Annotated in this window: 15 protein-coding genes; 14 read left to right on the forward strand and 1 reads right to left on the reverse strand. The window is 70.4% G+C overall.

Translation table 11 applies throughout. The annotated features are described in order from the left end of the window. Positions 1 to 30: 30 nt before the first annotated feature. On the forward strand, positions 31 to 1,086 hold the full coding sequence (gene pheS, locus ABD156_RS41540) for a phenylalanine--tRNA ligase subunit alpha (protein WP_344286561.1): 1,056 nt from the start codon (positions 31 to 33) through the stop codon (positions 1,084 to 1,086). Beyond that, the gene (gene pheT, locus ABD156_RS41545) at positions 1,086 to 3,656 is read left to right on the forward strand and encodes a phenylalanine--tRNA ligase subunit beta (protein WP_344286563.1); all 2,571 of its coding nucleotides are present in this window, start codon (positions 1,086 to 1,088) and stop codon (positions 3,654 to 3,656) included. The genes pheS and pheT overlap by 1 nt, the downstream gene beginning before the upstream one ends. Before the next feature lie 108 nt (positions 3,657 to 3,764). On the opposite strand, the gene ABD156_RS41550 is transcribed toward pheT, so the two are convergent. After that, positions 3,765 to 4,454: a DNA alkylation repair protein gene (locus tag ABD156_RS41550; RefSeq protein ID WP_344286565.1), complete on the reverse strand. Its 690-nt coding sequence runs from the start codon at positions 4,452 to 4,454 to the stop codon at positions 3,765 to 3,767. Positions 4,455 to 4,584: 130 nt separating this feature from the next. Here ABD156_RS41550 and ABD156_RS41555 point away from each other — a divergent pair, with 130 nt between their 5' ends. The 12 genes from ABD156_RS41555 (at position 4,585) to tyrS (ending at position 17,754) form a co-directional block, all read left to right on the forward strand. After that, on the forward strand, positions 4,585 to 6,186 hold the full coding sequence (locus ABD156_RS41555; protein WP_344286567.1) for an alpha/beta hydrolase: 1,602 nt from the start codon (positions 4,585 to 4,587) through the stop codon (positions 6,184 to 6,186). Between the two features lie 194 nt (positions 6,187 to 6,380). Further along, positions 6,381 to 6,857, forward strand: coding sequence for a DUF2264 domain-containing protein (locus ABD156_RS41560; RefSeq protein WP_344286569.1), 477 nt, complete (start codon positions 6,381 to 6,383; stop codon positions 6,855 to 6,857). Positions 6,858 to 7,598: 741 nt separating this feature from the next. Continuing rightward, positions 7,599 to 8,627 (forward strand): N-acetyl-gamma-glutamyl-phosphate reductase, encoded by a 1,029-nt coding sequence (argC, locus tag ABD156_RS41565; protein ID WP_344286570.1) that lies wholly within the window; start codon positions 7,599 to 7,601, stop codon positions 8,625 to 8,627. Next, the gene (gene argJ, locus ABD156_RS41570) at positions 8,624 to 9,784 is read left to right on the forward strand and encodes a bifunctional glutamate N-acetyltransferase/amino-acid acetyltransferase ArgJ (protein WP_344286571.1); all 1,161 of its coding nucleotides are present in this window, start codon (positions 8,624 to 8,626) and stop codon (positions 9,782 to 9,784) included. Before argC ends, argJ begins: the two co-directional genes overlap by 4 nt. After that, complete coding sequence (gene argB, locus ABD156_RS41575) at positions 9,781 to 10,716, forward strand: acetylglutamate kinase (protein ID WP_344286573.1); 936 nt, start codon at positions 9,781 to 9,783, stop codon at positions 10,714 to 10,716. Before argJ ends, argB begins: the two co-directional genes overlap by 4 nt. Next, complete coding sequence (locus ABD156_RS41580) at positions 10,713 to 11,918, forward strand: acetylornithine transaminase (protein WP_344286575.1); 1,206 nt, start codon at positions 10,713 to 10,715, stop codon at positions 11,916 to 11,918. The genes argB and ABD156_RS41580 overlap by 4 nt, the downstream gene beginning before the upstream one ends. Then, the gene (gene argF, locus ABD156_RS41585; RefSeq protein WP_344286577.1) at positions 11,918 to 12,844 is read left to right on the forward strand and encodes an ornithine carbamoyltransferase; all 927 of its coding nucleotides are present in this window, start codon (positions 11,918 to 11,920) and stop codon (positions 12,842 to 12,844) included. Before ABD156_RS41580 ends, argF begins: the two co-directional genes overlap by 1 nt. Next, on the forward strand, positions 12,841 to 13,341 hold the full coding sequence (locus ABD156_RS41590; RefSeq protein ID WP_344286579.1) for an arginine repressor: 501 nt from the start codon (positions 12,841 to 12,843) through the stop codon (positions 13,339 to 13,341). The genes argF and ABD156_RS41590 overlap by 4 nt, the downstream gene beginning before the upstream one ends. Further along, positions 13,338 to 14,327 (forward strand): argininosuccinate synthase domain-containing protein, encoded by a 990-nt coding sequence (locus tag ABD156_RS41595; RefSeq protein ID WP_344286580.1) that lies wholly within the window; start codon positions 13,338 to 13,340, stop codon positions 14,325 to 14,327. The genes ABD156_RS41590 and ABD156_RS41595 overlap by 4 nt, the downstream gene beginning before the upstream one ends. Before the next feature lie 24 nt (positions 14,328 to 14,351). Then, on the forward strand, positions 14,352 to 15,767 hold the full coding sequence (argH, locus tag ABD156_RS41600; protein WP_344286582.1) for an argininosuccinate lyase: 1,416 nt from the start codon (positions 14,352 to 14,354) through the stop codon (positions 15,765 to 15,767). 44 nt (positions 15,768 to 15,811) lie between these two features. Continuing rightward, positions 15,812 to 16,447, forward strand: coding sequence for a DNA-3-methyladenine glycosylase (locus tag ABD156_RS41605; protein ID WP_344286584.1), 636 nt, complete (start codon positions 15,812 to 15,814; stop codon positions 16,445 to 16,447). Positions 16,448 to 16,479: 32 nt separating this feature from the next. Then, complete coding sequence (gene tyrS, locus ABD156_RS41610) at positions 16,480 to 17,754, forward strand: tyrosine--tRNA ligase (protein ID WP_344286586.1); 1,275 nt, start codon at positions 16,480 to 16,482, stop codon at positions 17,752 to 17,754. Positions 17,755 to 18,041 lie beyond the last annotated feature (287 nt).

The following is an 18,041-nucleotide window of genomic DNA, read 5'->3' on the forward strand; positions in this document are numbered from 1 at the left end:
AACACCAGTCCCAGTGGACGCCGAGGAGTCATGTCCGGAGCCACAGAACAGCCGGTCGACGTGCTCGCACCGGAGACCCTGCGCGCGGCGATCAAGGCGGCCGAGGACGCCTTCGCCGGCGCGGCCGACCTGGACGCGCTCGCCGCCGTCAAACCGGCCCATCTCGGGGACCAGTCTCCGGTGCTGCTGGCGCGCCGGGAGATCGCCGCGCTGCCGAAGCAGGAGAAAGCCGACGCGGGCAAGCGCGTCAACGAGGCCCGGCAGGCGGTGCAGTCCGCGTTCGACGCGCGCCGCGCCGCGTTGCAGGCCGAGCGCGACGAGCGTGTGCTGCGCGAGGAGGCCGTCGACGTCACGCTGCCGTGGGACCAGGTCCCGCGCGGAGCCCGGCACCCGATCAGCACGCTGTCCGAGCGCATCGCCGACGTCTTCGTCGCCATGGGCTACGAGGTCGCCGAAGGGCCCGAGCTCGAGGCCGAGTGGTTCAACTTCGACGCGCTGAACTTCGGCAAGGACCATCCGGCGCGGCAGTTGCAGGACACGTTCTACGTAGGCGAGGAAGGCTCCGGCCTGGTGCTGCGCACGCACACCTCGCCGGTGCAGGCCCGCAGCCTGCTGCACCGCGACCTGCCGGTGTACGTCGTGTGCCCGGGTCGCACCTACCGCACCGACGAGCTCGACTCCACGCACACGCCGGTGTTCACCCAGGTCGAAGGCCTCGCCGTCGACAAGGGCCTCACCATGGCACACCTCAAGGGCACGCTCGACTCGTTCGCCCGCGCGATGTTCGGCGAGAGCTCCAAGACGCGGCTGCGCCCGCACTTCTTCCCGTTCACCGAGCCGTCGGCGGAGGTCGACGTCTGGTTCGAAGAGAAGAAGGGCGGCCCTGGCTGGGTCGAATGGGGCGGCTGCGGCATGGTCAACCCGAACGTCCTGCGCGCGTGCGGAGTCGACCCGGAGGTCTACTCCGGCTTCGCGTTCGGCATGGGCATCGAGCGGACGCTGCAGTTCCGCAACGGCATCCCGGACATGCGCGACATGGTCGAAGGCGACGTCCGGTTCACCCTTCCCTTCGGAACGGAGGCGTAGTGCGAGTCCCGGTGAGCTGGCTGACCGAGCATCTCGAAGTGGATGCGGACGTCACGCCGCAGGACCTGGCCGACGCCTTCGTGCGGATCGGGATCGAGGTCGACGAGCTGAGCGAGCTCGGCCCGGTGACCGGCCCGCTCGTGGTCGGCCGCGTCGCGGAGATCGAGGAGCTGACCGGCTTCAAGAAGCCGGTGCGGTTCTGCCGCGTCGAGGTCGGCGAGGAACCCGACCCCGAGCCCGACGACGCGGAACTGTCCGAAGAGGACGAAGACGAGGACGACGGCCCGCTCGAGAACGAGGGCCCGCACGGCATCAAGACGCGCGGCATCATCTGCGGCGCGAGCAACTTCGCCGAGGGCGACCTCGTCGTGGTCGCGCTGCCGGGCGTCGTTCTGCCGGGCGATTTCGAGATCGCCGCGCGCAAGACCTACGGCAAGGTCAGCGACGGCATGATCTGCTCCGCGGCCGAACTCGGCCTCGGCGACGACCACAGCGGCATCCTCGTGCTCCCGCCGGGCACGGCGAGCCCGGGCGACGACGCGAAGGACCTGCTCGGCCTCGACGACACCGTCATCGAGGTCACGCCGACCCCGGACCGCGGCTACGCGCTGTCGATCCGCGGCCTGGCGCGCGAACTGTCGAACGCGCTCGACGTGCCGTTCGGCGACCCGGCGATGCTCGACAACTTCCCGGAAGCCGAGGGCGAGGCCTGGCCGGTCCGGGTCGAAGACCCCGAGGGCTGCCCGCGGTTCGTGCTGCGCCGCGTCACCGGTCTCGACGCGACCGCGCCGACGCCGTGGCGGATCCGCCGCCGTCTGATGCTGGCCGGCATCCGGTCCATCTCGCTTGCGGTGGACGTCACCAACTACGTGATGCTCGAGCTGGGCCACCCGCTGCACGCCTTCGCGACCGGCTCCATCCAGGGCGACCTGGTGGTGCGCCGCGCGAAGGCGGGGGAGAAGCTCACCACGCTCGACGACGTGGAGCGCACCCTCGACGCGGACGACATCGTGATCGCCGACGACAGAGGCGTCATCTCCCTGGCCGGCACGATGGGCGGCGCCAGCACGGAGATCACGCCGGAGAGCACCGACGTGCTTCTCGAGGCGGCGCACTGGAACCCGGCGTCGATCAGCCGCACCGCACGACGGCACAAGCTGTTCTCCGAGGCGGCGAAGCGCTTCGAGCGCTACACCGACCCGGCGCTGTGCGCGGCCGCGGTGGAACTCGCCGCGCGGCTGCTGCGCCAGTACGGCGACGGCGCGATCCGCCCGGGCCGCACCGACGTCGGCGGCGTCGCCCCGCACGCCCCGGTGACCATGCCGATCAACCTGCCCGACCAGATCGCCGGCGTGCGCTACGAACGCGGCGTCACCGTGCGGCGGCTGGGCCAGATCGGCTGCAAGGTCCAGCTCAGCACGAGCGACCAGGGCGTCGGCCTCGTCACCGCGACCCCGCCGAGCTGGCGCGGCGACCTTGTGCAGCCGGCCGACCTCGTCGAGGAGGTCCTGCGGCTCGAGGGCTACGACAGCATCCCGTCGGTCCTGCCGGCCGCGCCCGCGGGCCGCGGCCTCACCGACGCGCAGCGCCGCCGCCGCGCGGTGTCGGGCGCGCTCGCCGAGGCGGGCTACGTCGAGGTGCGCCCGTTCCCGTTCATCGGCGACGCGGTGTGGGACGCCTTCGGCCTGCCCGAGGACGACATCCGCCGCACCACCGTGCGCGTGCAGAACCCGCTCGAAGCCGACCACGACCGGATGGCGACCACGCTCCTGCCGGGCCTGCTGGAGACGTTGCAGCGCAACGTTTCCCGCGGCCTGAAGGACGTGTCGCTGTTCCACGTCGGCCAGGTCGTGCTGCCGAAGCCGAACCAGCTCAAGGTCCCGGACCTCGGCGTCGAGCACCGCCCGAGCGACGAGGACCTCGCGGTGTTGGAGGCCGCCGTGCCCGCGCAGCCGGTGCACGTCGCCGTCGTCCTCAGCGGCCAGCGCCCGCGCGCGGGCTGGTGGGGCAAGGGCGACCAGGCGGGCTGGGCCGACGCCGTGCAAGCCGCGCGCCTCGTGGCGGAGGCCGCCGGCGTGCAGCTCACCGTGCAGGCCGCGGATCTCCTGCCGTGGCACCCGGGCCGCTGCGCCCAGCTGCGGGTGGGCGACTGGCCGGTCGGCCACGCGGGCGAACTGCACCCGAAGGTCGTCGAGGCACTCGGCCTGCCGCCGCGCACGGTCGCGATGGAACTCGACCTGGACGCGATCCCGCTGCCCGACTCCCGTCCGGCGCCCAGCATCTCGGCCTACCCGCCGGTGCTGCTGGACGTCGCCCTGGTCGCCGGCACGGACGTCCCGTCCGCCGACCTCGCCGACGTGCTCCGCGAGGGAGCGGGCGAACTGCTCGAGGAGATCACCCTCTTCGACGTCTACACCGGCGAGCAGCTCGGCGACGGCAAGCGTTCCCTGGCGTACAAGCTCCGCTTCCGCGCCGCGGACCGCACCCTCACCGTCGACGAGGCCACCAAGTCCCGCGACGCCGCGGTCGCCGCTGCCGGCGAGCGCTTCGGAGCGACGCTCCGCGCCTGACCCGACGCTGTCCCCGCCCCGCGCTCCGGCCGCCCAGCCGGTCAGCCGGGGCGGGGGAGCGCTGGTGTCATGGCATCCCTCCTTTTCTTTTCCTGCTAGCGGTTCACTTCAGCCGAGGTGCTTCATCGCCTCCCTTGTGGACAGCGGGGACAGTCCCGGATGCGCCCGGACAAACGCGCGGACCCACTCCGGTTCGGCGCGGGCATGATCCCGCAGCGCCCAGCCGATTCCCTTGCGCAGAAAGAAATCCCGGTCGCCGAGGTTCGCCTCGATCGCGTCGGCGAGTAACCCTTGGTCCACCTCGTCCTTCGCGCTGACCTGACAGATCACCGCCGTTCGCCGGCGCCAGCGATCAGCGTCTGTCATCCAGCGGCGCAGAACCGGCGTGACCGCCGCCCGGTGCTCGCGCAGGATCGGCCCGACCCGGCGGATCGCGACCTCGTCGACGTAGTCCCACCACGCCCCGGTCACGATCAGCTCCTCGTACATCCCCAGCAGTTCCGGGTCCTGCCACCGCCGATAGGCGCGGTGCCCGGAAAGATCGATCGCCGCGTACCGCTCCTCGCGGTACTCCGCTTCCCGCCACAGCGCGAGCACGGTCTCGGCGAATGTCACCCGATCGGGCAGAGCATGCTCGGCGAGAAGCGCCTTCATGAGCTTGCCGCGCGGCGGCTTCGGCACTCCGCGAAACGGCATCGCGGACTTCATGTACGCCTGCATTTCCGGTGCTTTGACCGGGTCGGCCAGTTCGGCGAGCCCGGTTCGCACCGCCGTGATGAACGCTTCGCCCGTACGCATCGAGGGCCACCTCCGTCGGATCGGATCCCGACGATCGGGGGACAACGCGGCTCGTGTCGGGAAACGAGATTCTGCCGCGCAGCCGGTAGCTTCGACGAGCCCGGGTTGCCGTCGTACGCAAAGGACCACTGTGAGGAAAATCGTCACCGCGCTGGCCGCCGCCGCTGTCGCGGCCGGAACGCTGGCTGTCGCACCCGCCGCCACCGCGGTGCAGCCTGAGGGACCGGGCTACGCGCCGCCGCCGATCAAGTGGGGACCGTGTTCCGCACCAGGGCTCGCGAAGGCGGGCGCCGAATGCGGATTCCTGGTGGCACCCATGGATTACGCCCAGCCGTCCGGCGAGACGGTGCAGATCGCCGTCTCGCGGGTGAAGCACAAGACCGCGAAGTACCAGGGCGTGATGCTGGTGAACCCGGGCGGCCCGGGAGGTTCCGGGCTCGGCCTTTCGGTGCTCGGCCGGAACGTGCCCAAACACGCCGGCGACAGCTACGACTGGATCGGCTTCGACCCTCGCGGCGTCGGCTCCAGCAAACCGGCGCTCACGTGCGACGGGAACTACTTCGCGCCCGCCCGTCCGGCTTACGTGCCGAGCACGCCGCAGCTGGAGAGCACCTGGCGTGCCCGCGCGAAGGGCTACGCCGAGGCCTGCGCGAAGAACGGCCCGCTGCTCCAGCACATCAAGACCACCGATGTCGCGCAGGACATGGAAAGCCTCCGCAAGGCGCTGGGCGAGAAGCAGATCAACTACTACGGCTTCTCGTACGGCACCTATCTCGGGCAGGTGTACAGCACGCTGCACCCGGACCGCATGCGCCGGATGGTGCTCGACGGGAACGTCGACCCGCGCAAGGTCTGGTACGACGCCAACCTCGACCAGGACGTCGCCTTCGACCGCAACATCAAGATCTACTTCGGCTGGCTCGCGAAGTACGACAACGTCTATCACCTCGGCAAGACCGGTTCCGAGGTCGAGCGGCTCTGGTACGCGCAGCAGCGGAAGCTCGACCGGAACCCGGCGGGCGGCGTGATCGGCGGCGACGAGTGGCTCGACGTCTTCCTGCAGGCCGGTTACTACGTGTTCGGCTGGGAAGACATGGCCAAGGCGTTCGACGGCTGGGTGCACCGCGGCGACTGGCAGGCGCTGAAGGCGTTGTACGAGAAGTCGAACGCGCCCGGCGACGACAACGGATACGCGGTGTACAGCGCGGTGCAGTGCACCGACACGCAGTGGCCGCAGGACTGGGACCGCTGGCGCCGCGACGCCTGGGCGACCCAGAATCGCGCGCCGTTCGAGACCTGGAGCAACACCTGGTACAACGCGACCTGCCTGAACTGGCCCGCGAAGGCGGGCAAGCCGGTGGACATCGACGGGTCGAAGGCGAGCGGGGCGCTGCTGATCAGCGAGGAACTCGACGCGGCCACGCCGTACTCGGGCAGCCTCGAGGTGCGCAAGCGCTACCCGCGTTCGAGCCTCGTCAGCGCGCCCGGCGGGACTACGCACGCCGGATCGCTCTCCGGGGTCTCGTGCGTGGACGACCGGGTCGCCGACTACCTCGCCACCGGGGCGTTGCCGAAGCGCGTCCGTGATGACCGTTCGGATGTCCAGTGCGCCGCGGTGCCGCAGCCGGTTCCGTCTCCGGTCGCCACCGGCGCGCAGCAGAAGGCCGATGCCCTGACGAAGGCCGCGGCGGAGGAGAAGCAGAGCCTGCTTTCCGGGTTGCTGCGTTTCTGAGCTGTTGTTTCCGGTGCCCCGGTCTGGTCCGCCAGGCCGGGGCACTGTTCTTTTCCGCTGGTCCACCGATCCCCCTCGGTCGTTTTCGTGCTCGCCGGGGACGCTACGGCGGGGGTCTGACAATTTCGGTCCGCAGTCACCCGATCGCGTTAAGTGATCGAAAATTGTCGGGGGTCGCCGATACCTTCGCCGCCATGACGATCATTCAAGAGCATCGGACCGAGGTCCGGTCAGGAGATATCCAGTACCAGGTCGCCGTCGTCACTCGCACCGAGGACGGCGAGCCGGAGCGAGTCACGGTCACGGTCGGCGGAGAACGGCCGGACGGCGAACCCGTTGTCGAGGGCAGACTCGAACTCGACATCACGTCCGTGGCGACCGTCGCGGAGCTGCTCGACACGAGCCTGCGCACCTTCGCGGGCGGCGGTTCGCGGCGAAGATCGCCCAGTCGCCCGGCGCAGCAGGGCAGACCGTGGACCGACGAGATGGACGCGGATTTGGAAGCCCGCTGGCTCGCGGGCGATTCGGTGACCGAGCTGGCCCGGCATTTCGCGCGGACGCCGGGAGGGATCCGGGCGCGCTTGCCGCGGGTGGGCTGCGATCCGGAGCATCCGGGGAATCATCTGCCGACGCCGCCGAGTCTCCGCGAAGCGGAGGAGGGAGCGGACTGACGCATGCCCGCCGGGTTCGCGTCCCGAGGCGGGCCCGGCGTGGCGTTGCCCGCGCGCCGGATTGGCGGATGGGGCGGCGGATTGGCGGATGGGGGGGGCGGACGGACAGGTTGGGTGCCGAACGACCTGTGCGGCTCCGGTTCGCTGGGCGGCCGCCTGGCGCGGGTGGCCGGGCAGGCGGTGCGCGGGAAAGCCGGTTCGGATGGATGAGTTGTATCCGAAAGAGCCGGTCTCGAGCGGATGGCCTGCGCGCTGGCCGGACGGTCGGCAGCGGGAGGTTCGGCTGGCTGGACGACCCGGCATCGCTGAGCGAATCCGCTCTGCGGGACGAATCCGCTCTGCGGCACGACCCGCTTTGAGGCGCGACCCCGCGGTGCTGCACGACCCGCGCAGCATGACCCCGTTCAGGAGCACGGCCCGGCGGTACCGAAGGGCACTGCGTCGCTGAGCGTCCTTGTACCGCCGAACGCTCCCGCGTCGCCGAATGGTCCGGCGAGGCTGGGTGGCTGGTGACCTGTGGCTGGACGGCCGGTGACCGGGTGCTGGACGACTCGGGCGGCCGGGCGGCGTGGGGCTGGCGACTCGAGGAACCGGGCGGTCTGGGGACTGCGTGATCCCAGGCGGACTGACGATGGCGGACTGACGATGACTGGAGGAATTTGAGAGAAGTCCTGAGGCTGAGCCGGCGGGGTGAGGAAACCCTCTTTGTTTGAGCTTGCACGCTCGTGCATAATCATTCGTATGACGGTGAAGATCGCGGTAGCCGGGGCCAGCGGGTACGCGGGCGGCGAACTGCTGCGCCTGCTCCTGACCCATCCCGAGGTCGAGATCGGCGCTCTCACGGCGGCGAGCAGCGCGGGGACGACGCTGGGCACGCACCAGCCGCACCTTGTTCCGCTGGCCGGGCGGGTGCTGCTCGAGACGAACGCGGAGACGCTCGCGGGTCACGACGTCGTGTTCCTGGCTCTGCCGCACGGCCATTCGGCCGAGATCGCGGCGCAGCTCGGGCCGGACGTGCTCGTGGTCGACCTCGGGGCCGACCATCGGCTCGCGGACGCGGCGGACTGGCGACGGTGGTACTCGGGCGAGCACGCGGGGCAGTGGCCGTACGGGATGCCCGAGCTTCCCGGTGCGCGCGAGAAGCTCGTGGGCACCAAGCGGGTCGCGGTTCCCGGCTGCTTCCCGACCGGCGGGTCGCTGGCGTTGGCGCCCGCGCTGGCGGCGGGGCTGGCCGAGCCCGCGGTCACCGTGGTGTCGGTGACAGGGACGTCGGGTGCGGGCAAGAGCCTCCGGCCGAATTTGCTCGGGTCCGAAGTGATGGGCAACGCGAGCGCGTACGGCGTCGCTGGGGCGCATCGGCATACGCCGGAGTTCGTGCAGAACCTCTCCGGTGCGGCGGGCAAGCCAGTGAGTGTGTCGTTCACGCCGGTTCTCGCGCCGATGCCGCGCGGCATTCTCACGACGGCGAGTGCTCAACTTCGCCAAGACGTCGACGAGGCCGCGGTGCGCGCGGTGTACGAGAAGGCTTATGGCGCAGAGCCGTTCGTCCAGATCCTGCCCGAAGGGACCTGGCCGACGACCGCGGCGACGGTCGGGTCGAACAACGTCCAGCTCCAGCTCGGGATCGACGCCGACGCGGGCAGGCTGGTCGTCGTCACCTCGATCGACAACCTCACCAAGGGCACCGCGGGCGGTGCCGTCCAATCGATGAACCTGGCGCTCGGTTTCCCCGAGGCCACCGGACTTTCCACTGTGGGAGTGGCACCGTGACCGTCACCGGACCGAAGGGTTTCCGCGCCGCCGGCGTGGCAGCCGGGATCAAAGCCTCCGGCGCGCTCGACTTCACGCTGGTCGTCAACGACGGCCCGCTCGACGTCGCGGCGGGGGTGTTCACCCGCAACGTGATCAAGGCCGCGCCGGTGCTGTGGTCGCAAGAAGTGCTGAAGCAGCAGAAGCTGAAGGCCGTCGTTTTGAACTCCGGCGGGGCGAACGCGGCGACCGGGCCGGGCGGGTTTCAGGACACTCACGCCACGGCCGAGAAGGTCGCCGAAGTGCTGGGCGCCGGGGCGATCGAGGTCGCGGTGTGTTCCACCGGACTGATCGGCGAGCGGCTGCCGATGGCGGCGGTTCTGTCCGGTGTGGACAGTGCGGTCAAGGCGCTGGACACCAGCCCGGAGGCGGCCCTGAATGCCGCGACGGGCGTCATGACCACGGACTCCAAGCCGAAGCAGGCGTTCGCCCAGCACGAATCCGGGTGGAGCGTCGGCGGGTTCGCCAAGGGCGCGGGGATGCTCGCGCCGAACCTGGCGACGATGCTGTCCGTGCTGACCACGGATGCCGTGGCGGACAAGGAAACTCTCGACCGCGCCTTGCGCGCCGCCACGCACATCACGTTCGATCGGCTGGACGTCGACGGCGGCACGTCGACCAACGACACGGTGCTCGTGCTCGCCTCGGGGGCCAGTGGCGTCGAGCCGACTGAGACCGAGTTGACCGAGCTGCTCACCAAGGTCAGCCATGACCTCGTGCTGCAGCTGCGGGCCGATTCCGAAGGCGCCACCAAGGATGTCGACGTCACGGTGAAGGGCGCCGCGTCCGAGGCCGACGCGATTGTCGTGGCCCGGACCATCGCCGAGGACAACCTGGTCAAGACCGCGTTGTTCGGGTCCGATCCCAACTGGGGCCGGATCGCGATGGCGCTCGGCCGCGCGCCCGCGCGGATCGACCCGGAGACGGTGTCGATCGCGATCAACGGCATCACCTTGTTCGCGGGCGGCACGACGGCTGAGGACCGGTCGGCGGCCGACCTGTCCGGGCGCGCCATCGACGTGGTTGTGGATCTCGGGGTGGGTTCGGACGAGGCCACGATTTACACCACGGACCTTTCGCACGCATACGTCGAAGAGAACAGCGCGTACTCGTCATGACGGATACCGGAAGGCTCGTCTCCGCCGACGAACGGCTCGCCAGCGCGGCCGAGAAAGCCGGAGTGCTGATCGAAGCGCTGCCGTGGCTGCAGCGGTTCCACGGCGCGACCGTCGTGGTCAAGTACGGCGGCAACGCGATGATCGACGACCAGCTGAAGGCCGCCTTCGCCGAGGACATGGTGTTCCTGCGGCTGGCCGGTCTGCACCCGGTGGTCGTGCACGGCGGCGGCCCGCAGATCAGCGCGATGCTGTCCCGGCTCGGCGTGCCGGGGGAGTTCAAGGGCGGGCTGCGCGTCACCACGCCGGAGACCATGGACATCGTGCGCATGGTGCTGGTCGGGCAGGTCAGCCGCGAGCTGGTCGGCCTGATCAACGCGCACGGGCCGTACGCGGTCGGCATCTCCGGCGAGGACGCGCGGCTGTTCACCGCCGAGCGCAAACGGGCCACTGTGGACGGTGAGCAGGTGGACATCGGCCTCGTCGGCGAGGTCGCCGAGGTGAATCCGGACGCGGTGCTCGACATCGTGAACGCCGGCCGCATCCCGGTCGTGTCCACGGTCGCCCCGGACATCGACGGCGTGGTGCACAACGTCAACGCCGACACCGCCGCGGGCGCGCTCGCCGCGGCGCTCGGCGCGGAGAAGCTCGTCGTGCTCACCGACGTCGAAGGCCTTTACGCCAACTGGCCGGACCGGTCGTCGCTGATCGACCGGATCGCCGTCGACCGTCTCGAACGCATGCTGCCCGGCCTCGCCAGCGGCATGATCCCGAAGATGGAGGCGTGTGTGCGCGCGGTGCGCGGCGGCGTGCGCGGCGCTCACGTCATCGACGGCAGGCTCGCTCATTCGGTGCTGCTCGAGGTTTTCACCTCGCGCGGCGTCGGGACCATGGTGCTGCCCGAGGCAGCGGCATCCGGAACGGAGAACGCGTGACTACCCTCAAGTCCAATGCGGACGGTCAGCAGCACTGGCAGTCGGCGGTCATGGACAACTACGGCACCCCCGGCCTGACCCTGGTGCGCGGCGAAGGCGCACGAGTGTGGGACGCGGACGGCTCCGAGTACGTCGACCTGGTCGGCGGCATCGCGGTGAACGCGCTCGGCCACGCCCACCCCGAGGTGGTTCGTGCGGTCACCGAGCAGATCCCGAAGCTGGGGCACACGTCGAACCTGTACGTGAACCCGGTCGCGGTCGAGCTCGCCGAAACCCTTCTCGACGTCGCGGGCCTGAACGGGCAAGGCAAAGTCCTGTTCGTCAACTCCGGCGCGGAGGCCAACGAGGCCGCGCTGAAGATCACCCGGCTCACCGGCCGCAGCAAGGTCGTCGCGGCCGAGGGCGCGTTCCACGGCCGCACTATGGGCGCGCTGTCGCTCACCGGGCAGCCGTCGAAGCGCGAGGCGTTCGAGCCGCTGGTTCCGGGCGTCACGCACGTTCCGTACGGCGACGTCGACGCATTGCGGGCCGCTGTCGACGGCGAGACCGCGGCTGTCTTCTTGGAGCCGGTGCTCGGCGAAGCTGGAGTGATTCCCGCTCCGGACGGCTACCTGCAGGCCGCGCGCGAGATCACCAAGGCCGCCGGGGCGCTGCTCGTGCTCGACGAGGTGCAGACCGGGATCGGACGGCTCGGCACCTGGTTCGGCTTCCAGCAGGCCGGGATCGTGCCAGACGTGATCACGCTCGCGAAGGGCCTCGGCGGCGGGCTTCCGCTCGGCGCGGTGATCGGCGTCGGCGCGGCGGGCGACCTGCTGAAGCCGGGCCAGCACGGCACGACCTTCGGTGGCAACCCGGTGTGCTGCGCGGCCGGGCTGGCCGTGCTGCGCACGATCGTCCGGGACGACCTGCTCGACCACGTTTCGGCGCTGGGCAAGGACATCGCCGCCGGCGTCGAGGCGCTCGGCCACCCGCTGGTCTCCGGCGTCCGCGGCGCGGGGCTGCTGCTCGGCATCGGCCTGCGGGAACCGGTGTCCGCCGCCGTCGCGAAGGCCGCGCAGGACGCGGGCTACCTCGTCAACCCGGTCGCCCCGGACACCGTCCGGCTCGCCCCGCCGCTCGTGCTCGACGAGCAGCAGGCGCACGGCTTCCTCTCCGCCCTCCCGGGTGCGCTCGACTCCACCACCACGAAGGAATCCGACTGATGCCCCGCCACTTCCTCCGCGACGACGACGTCACCCCCGCCGAGCAGACCGCTCTGCTCGACCTGGCCGACCAGCTGAAGGCCGACCCGCTCGGCACCAAGGCTCTCGCCGGCAAGACGGTGGCCGCGATCTTCGAGAAGAACTCCACCCGCACCCGGTTCTCGTTCGAGGTCGGCATCAGCCAGCTCGGCGGGCATCCGGTGATCGTCGACGGCCGTTCGATGCAGCTCGGCCGCGAGGAGACCATCGAGGACACCTCGCGTGTGCTGTCCCGCTACGTCGACGCCGTCGTGTGGCGCACCTTCGCGCAGAAGCGCATCGACTCGATGGCGTCGGTCGCGTCGATCCCGATCGTCAACGCGCTCACCGACGAGTTCCACCCATGCCAGGTGCTCACGGACCTGATGACCATCCGCGAGCGCAAGGGCAAGCTCGCCGGGCTCACGCTCACCTACCTCGGCGACGGCGCCAACAACATGGCGCATTCGCTGCTGCTCGGCGGAACCACGGCCGGGATGAACGTGCGCGTCGTGTCGCCGGAGGGGTTCCAGCCCGATCAGCAGGTGATGCTGGACGCCAAGCAGCATGGAGCCGAAACCGGCGGCAGCGCGACCGTGTATACCGACGCGCGCGAAGCCGTCGAGGGTTCGGACGTGCTGGTCACCGACACCTGGACGTCGATGGGGCAGGAGAACGACGGCCTCGATCGGGTCGGCCCGTTCCGCGCCCTGCAGATCAACGCCGAGCTGCTGAAGCGCGCCGCCGACGAGGCGATCGTGCTGCACTGCCTGCCCGCGCACCGCGGCTGGGAGATCACCGACGAGGTGCTCGACGGACCGGCCAGCGCGGTCTGGGACGAGGCGGAGAACCGGCTGCACGCGCAGAAAGCCCTGCTGGTCTGGCTGTTCGGGCAGAACGGCCGATGACCAGCAGCCGGGTCGGGCGCCAGGCGCGGATCACCGAACTGGTGTCCACGATGGCCATCCGCAGCCAGACGGAGCTGGCGCGGCTTCTCGCCGCTGAGGGAATCGACGTCACGCAGGCGACCCTGTCGCGCGACCTCGACGAACTCGGCGCGGTGAAGCTGCGCGGCGCCGACTCGGGCGCGCCGGTCTACGTCATCCCCGAGGACGGCAGTCCCGTCCGCGGCGTGCAGGGCGGCACCTCGCGGCTGTCCCGGTTGCTCGCGGAACTGCTGGTGTCAGCGGATTTCTCCGGCAACCTCGCGGTGCTGCGCACGCCTCCGGGCGCGGCGCAGTTCCTCGCGAGTGCGATAGACCGGGCCGCCCTGGAGGAGGTCGTCGGGTCCATCGCAGGCGACGACACGGTCGCGGTGATCGCGCGCGAACCGCTTACCGGGCGAGACCTTGCTGAACGCTTCACCGCGCTCGCGCAGGGTTCGGCGGAAGGGGATGAGCCGTGACCCGGCGGGTCGTGCTCGCCTATCCGGGCGGGCACGGCTCCTCAGCCGCGCTGAATCTCCTTGCGGGACAAAGCGAAGTGGTCGCTGTCGCCGTGGATTTCGGTGCGGGCGATGTAGATCTATGCGCGCTTCGGCGGCAGGCGATGGCCGACGGAGCCGTCGAAGTCGTGGTCGCGGACGTCCGCGAGGAATTCGCGAACGGCTACTGTTTGCTTGCGCTGCAAGCGAACGCGCTGATCGTCGACCGGCATCCGCTGGTCCTGGCCCGGCCGCTGCTGGCGAGCAAGCTCGTGGCGACCGCGCGGGACCGGAATGCGCCGGCCGTCGCACACGGTGGCGGCGACACGTTGTCCAGCATGATCGCGACACTCGCGCCAGACCTGGAGATCGTCGAACTCGGCGTCCGAGGCAGGCAGGAACTGTCGACGAGCCGGACTCTGTGGGGCCGGGCCGCGACTTCCTACCGCAGCACCGAGGACGCGACGGCGAACCTCGGTGCCCCGGACGAGGTCGTCGTCACCTTCGATGAGGGTGTACCGGTCGCGGTCGACGGCGAGACGGTCAGCGTGGCCGAGGCTGTGCAGCGGCTCGGCCACCGGGCCGGAGCGCACGGAATCGGCCGATTCGACCTGACACACAGCTACGACGCGCCGGGCGCGGCGGTGCTGATCGCCGCGCATCAGGAGCTGGAATCAGTCACCCTGGAGCGCGATCTGGCGAGGTTCAAACGCGGGATCGACCGCCGATGGGCCGAGCTGGTGCACGACGGGTTGTGGTTCTCGCCGCTGCGCGAGCCGCTGGACGCGTTCGTCCGGCGGGCGCAGGAGCGCGTGTCCGGCGAGGTGCGGCTGGTGCTGCACGCGGGCAGCGCGACCGTCGCCGACCTCCCCGGGAGGCGGCTTCGCCCGGTCGGACGGCGGTACCGTCCGGGCACCGGGCACAATCCGCTGGGGAGCACCCAGCATCCGAGCACCCAGGCGTCCTGAGACGCCGGACGAGAGAGGCAGAACGTGAGCGGGAAAGACCAGCCGGTGCAGCTGTGGGGCGGCCGGTTCGCCAGCGGACCGGCCGAGGCGATGGCGGCGCTGAGCGCCTCGACCCACTTCGACTGGCGCCTCGCGCCCTACGACATCGCCGGGTCGCGCGCGCACGCCCGCGTGCTGAGCAAGGCGGGTCTGCTCACCGAAGCGGAACTGGCCGGGATGCTGGACGCGCTCGACACGCTGGCGCAGGACGTCGAGTCCGGCGCGTTCACCCCGACGATCGCCGACGAGGACGTGCACACCGCGCTCGAACGCGGTCTGCTCGAACGCGCCGGCGCCGAACTGGGCGGCAAGCTGCGGGCAGGCCGTTCCCGCAACGACCAGGTCGCGACGCTGTTCCGGATGTGGCTGCGCGACGCCGCCCGCCGCGTGGTCGCGGGCACGCTCGACGTGATCGACGCACTGGTCTCGCAGGCGTCCCGGCACCCGGACGCGATCCTGCCCGGCCGCACCCACCTGCAGCACGCGCAGCCGGTTCTCCTCGCGCATCACCTGATGGCCCACGGCCAGTCGCTGCTGCGCGACGTCTCCCGCCTGCGCGACTGGGACGCACGCACCGCGGAATCGCCGTACGGCTCGGGCGCGCTCGCCGGCTCGTCGCTCGGCCTCGATCCGGAAGCGGTGGCCGCCGAGCTGGGCTTCGACACCAGCGTGGAGAACTCGATCGACGGCACCGCCTCGCGCGATTTCGTCGCCGAGTTCGCGTTCGCCGTCGCGATGCTTTCGGTGAACCTGTCGCGGATCGCCGAAGAGGTGATCATCTGGAACACCGCCGAATTCGGCTACGTCACCCTCGACGACGCGTGGGCCACCGGCAGCTCGATCATGCCGCAGAAGAAGAATCCGGACGTCGCGGAGCTGACCCGCGGCAAGGCCGGACGGCTGATCGGCAACCTCACCGGCCTGCTCGCCACGCTCAAGGCGCAGCCGCTCGCGTACAACCGCGACCTGCAGGAGGACAAGGAACCGGTCTTCGACTCCGTCGAACAGCTGGAACTGCTCTTTCCGGCGATCGCGGGAATGCTCGGCACGCTCACCTTCCACACCGACCGGCTCGCCGAACTGGCTCCCGCCGGGTTCACGCTGGCCACCGACATTGCCGAATGGCTGGTGCGCCAGGGCGTGCCGTTCCGCGTCGCGCACGAGGCGGCGGGGGAGAGCGTGCGGGTCGCGGAGGCGCGCGGGGCCGGGCTCGACGAGCTGACCGACGAGGAGTTCCAGGCCATCAACCCGGCGCTCACCCCGGCGGTACGCGAAGTGCTCACCGTCGAAGGCTCGGTGCGTTCGCGGGACGCGCGCGGCGGCACCGCGCCGGATCGCGTTGCCGAGCAACGGGAACGCCTGGTCGAGCGCGTCGCGGCGCATCGGCAGTGGCTGAAGTGATCTGTCGTCAGGCCGCTGGTTAGGCTGGCGGCCTGACGAGGGGAGTGCGTGTGGACCGGTTGTTCCGGCGCGAAGAACTGGCACTGGACCCGGTCGACCTGGCTCGGCTGCTGCTCGGTGCCGTCCTCGAGGCCGACGGGCCCGAAGGCCGGGTCGGGGTGCGGCTCGTCGAGGTCGAGGCCTATCGCGGGCTCGACGATCCCGCCTCGCATTGCTACCGCGGGAAGACTCCGCGCAACGCCGTGATGTGGGGTCCGGCCGGGCACCTCTACGTGTACTTCGTCTACGGCATGCACTTCTGCGCGAACGTCGTCGGCACCGAGGACGGGCAGCCGGGCGCGGTGCTGCTTCGCGCGGGCGAGGTCGTCGAGGGCGCGGACATCGTGCGGAAGCGGCGGCCGAACGCGCGCGGCAACGGCGAACTCGCCAAGGGCCCGGCGATCCTGACGTCCGTGCTGGGCCTCGCCAAGGAACAGAACGGCGTCGACCTCACCGACCCCGAATCGCCGGTGCGGCTGCTCGTCGGCGAGCGCGTGCCCGCGGAGAACGTGCGCACCGGCCCGCGCGTCGGCGTCGCGATGGCGATGGAGACGCCGTGGCGGTTCTGGGTCGACGGCTCACCAGCGGTCTCGACCTACCGCCGCGGCGGCAAACGCCGCCAGGTGCGACCCGCGGGATAGTCGTTTGACCTGGTGGGGGATCATCTACAGGTGTGAGTGAGCACATCCTTGACGAGTTGTCCTGGCGCGGCCTGATCGCGCAATCCACCGACATCGACGCCCTGCGCCGAGAACTCGACCGCGGCCCGCTCACGCTCTATTGCGGTTTCGACCCGACCGCGCCCAGCCTGCACGCCGGCAACCTCGTCCCGCTGCTGATGCTCAAGCGGTTCCAGCGCGCCGGGCACCGGCCGATCGTGCTGGCCGGCGGCGCCACCGGGATGATCGGCGACCCCCGCGACAACGGGGAGCGCACGCTGAACACCCTGGACGTCGTCGCCGACTGGGCCGGGCGGATCCGCGGGCAGCTGGAGCGGTTCGTGGACTTCGACGATTCGCCGACCGGTGCGATCGTCGAGAACAACCTCGACTGGACCTCGAAGCAGAACACGCTGGAATTCCTGCGGGACGTCGGCAAGCACTTTTCGGTGAACGTGATGCTGAACCGGGAGACGGTCAAGCGCCGGCTCGAGGGCGACGGCATGTCCTACACCGAGTTCAGCTACCTGCTGCTGCAGTCCCAGGACTACCTGGAGCTGTACCGCAAGCACGGCTGCAAGCTGCAGGTCGGCGGCTCGGACCAGTGGGGCAATCTCGTCGGCGGCGTGGACCTGATCCGCCGCGTCGAAGGCGGTACCGCGCACGCGCTGACCGCGCCGCTGGTCACCGATGCCGAGGGACGCAAGTTCGGCAAGTCCACCGGTGGCGGCAACGTGTGGCTCGATCCGGAGCTGACCTCGCCGTATGCCTGGTACCAGTACTTCGTGAACGTCGGCGACGCTGACGTGCTCCGCTACCTGCGCCTGTTCACCTTCCTCGACCAGGAGGAGATCGAGGCGCTGGCCAAGGACACCGAGGAGCGTCCGCACCTGCGGGCCGCGCAGAAGAAGCTGGCCGAGGAGTTCACGAACCTGGTGCACGGCGAGCACCAGACGCGCCAGGTCATCGCGGCGAGCCAGGCGCTGTTCGGCCGCGGCGAGCTGACCGAACTGGACGCGCCGACGCTCGACGCGGCGATGGCCGAGGTCCCGAACGGCAAGGTCGAGCCCGCGGGCGACGCGACGATCGTCGACCTGCTGCTCGCCGGGGGACTGGTGGACAGCAAGGGCGCGGCGCGGCGGACCGTGAAGGAGGGCGGCGCGTACGTGAACAACGTGAAGGTCGCCGACGAGGAGTGGAAGCCCTCGGCTTCCGACGCGCTCCACGGCCGCTGGCTCGTGGTCCGCAAGGGCAAGCGCAACGTCGCCGGCGTCCGCGTCGGGGGCTGATCTCCGTCCCGGGCCCGAAACAGGGGGTCTGACCTGCGGGAACGCAGTTAAGGTACCCCCCTGTTTCGGGCCCCTGGAGGGCGTGTAATGTTCTCCAAGTCGCCAGGGAAACCGGGTGGCCGCCGGGACACGAACCAAGCTCTCGCCTCTAGGGTGATTGAGTGGGTGTCCCACCAAAAACTGCTAGGAATGACCGCTTCGGTCAGGCTCGCCCTTACGGGGGTTCGGGTTTGGTTCGGGGTGTGTTGCTTGAGAACTCAACAGTGTGCTAGTGAACTAAGCCAGTA

The organism is Amycolatopsis albidoflavus (assembly GCF_039525725.1).
GTDB classification, from domain to species: Bacteria; Actinomycetota; Actinomycetes; order Mycobacteriales; family Pseudonocardiaceae; genus Amycolatopsis; species Amycolatopsis albidoflava.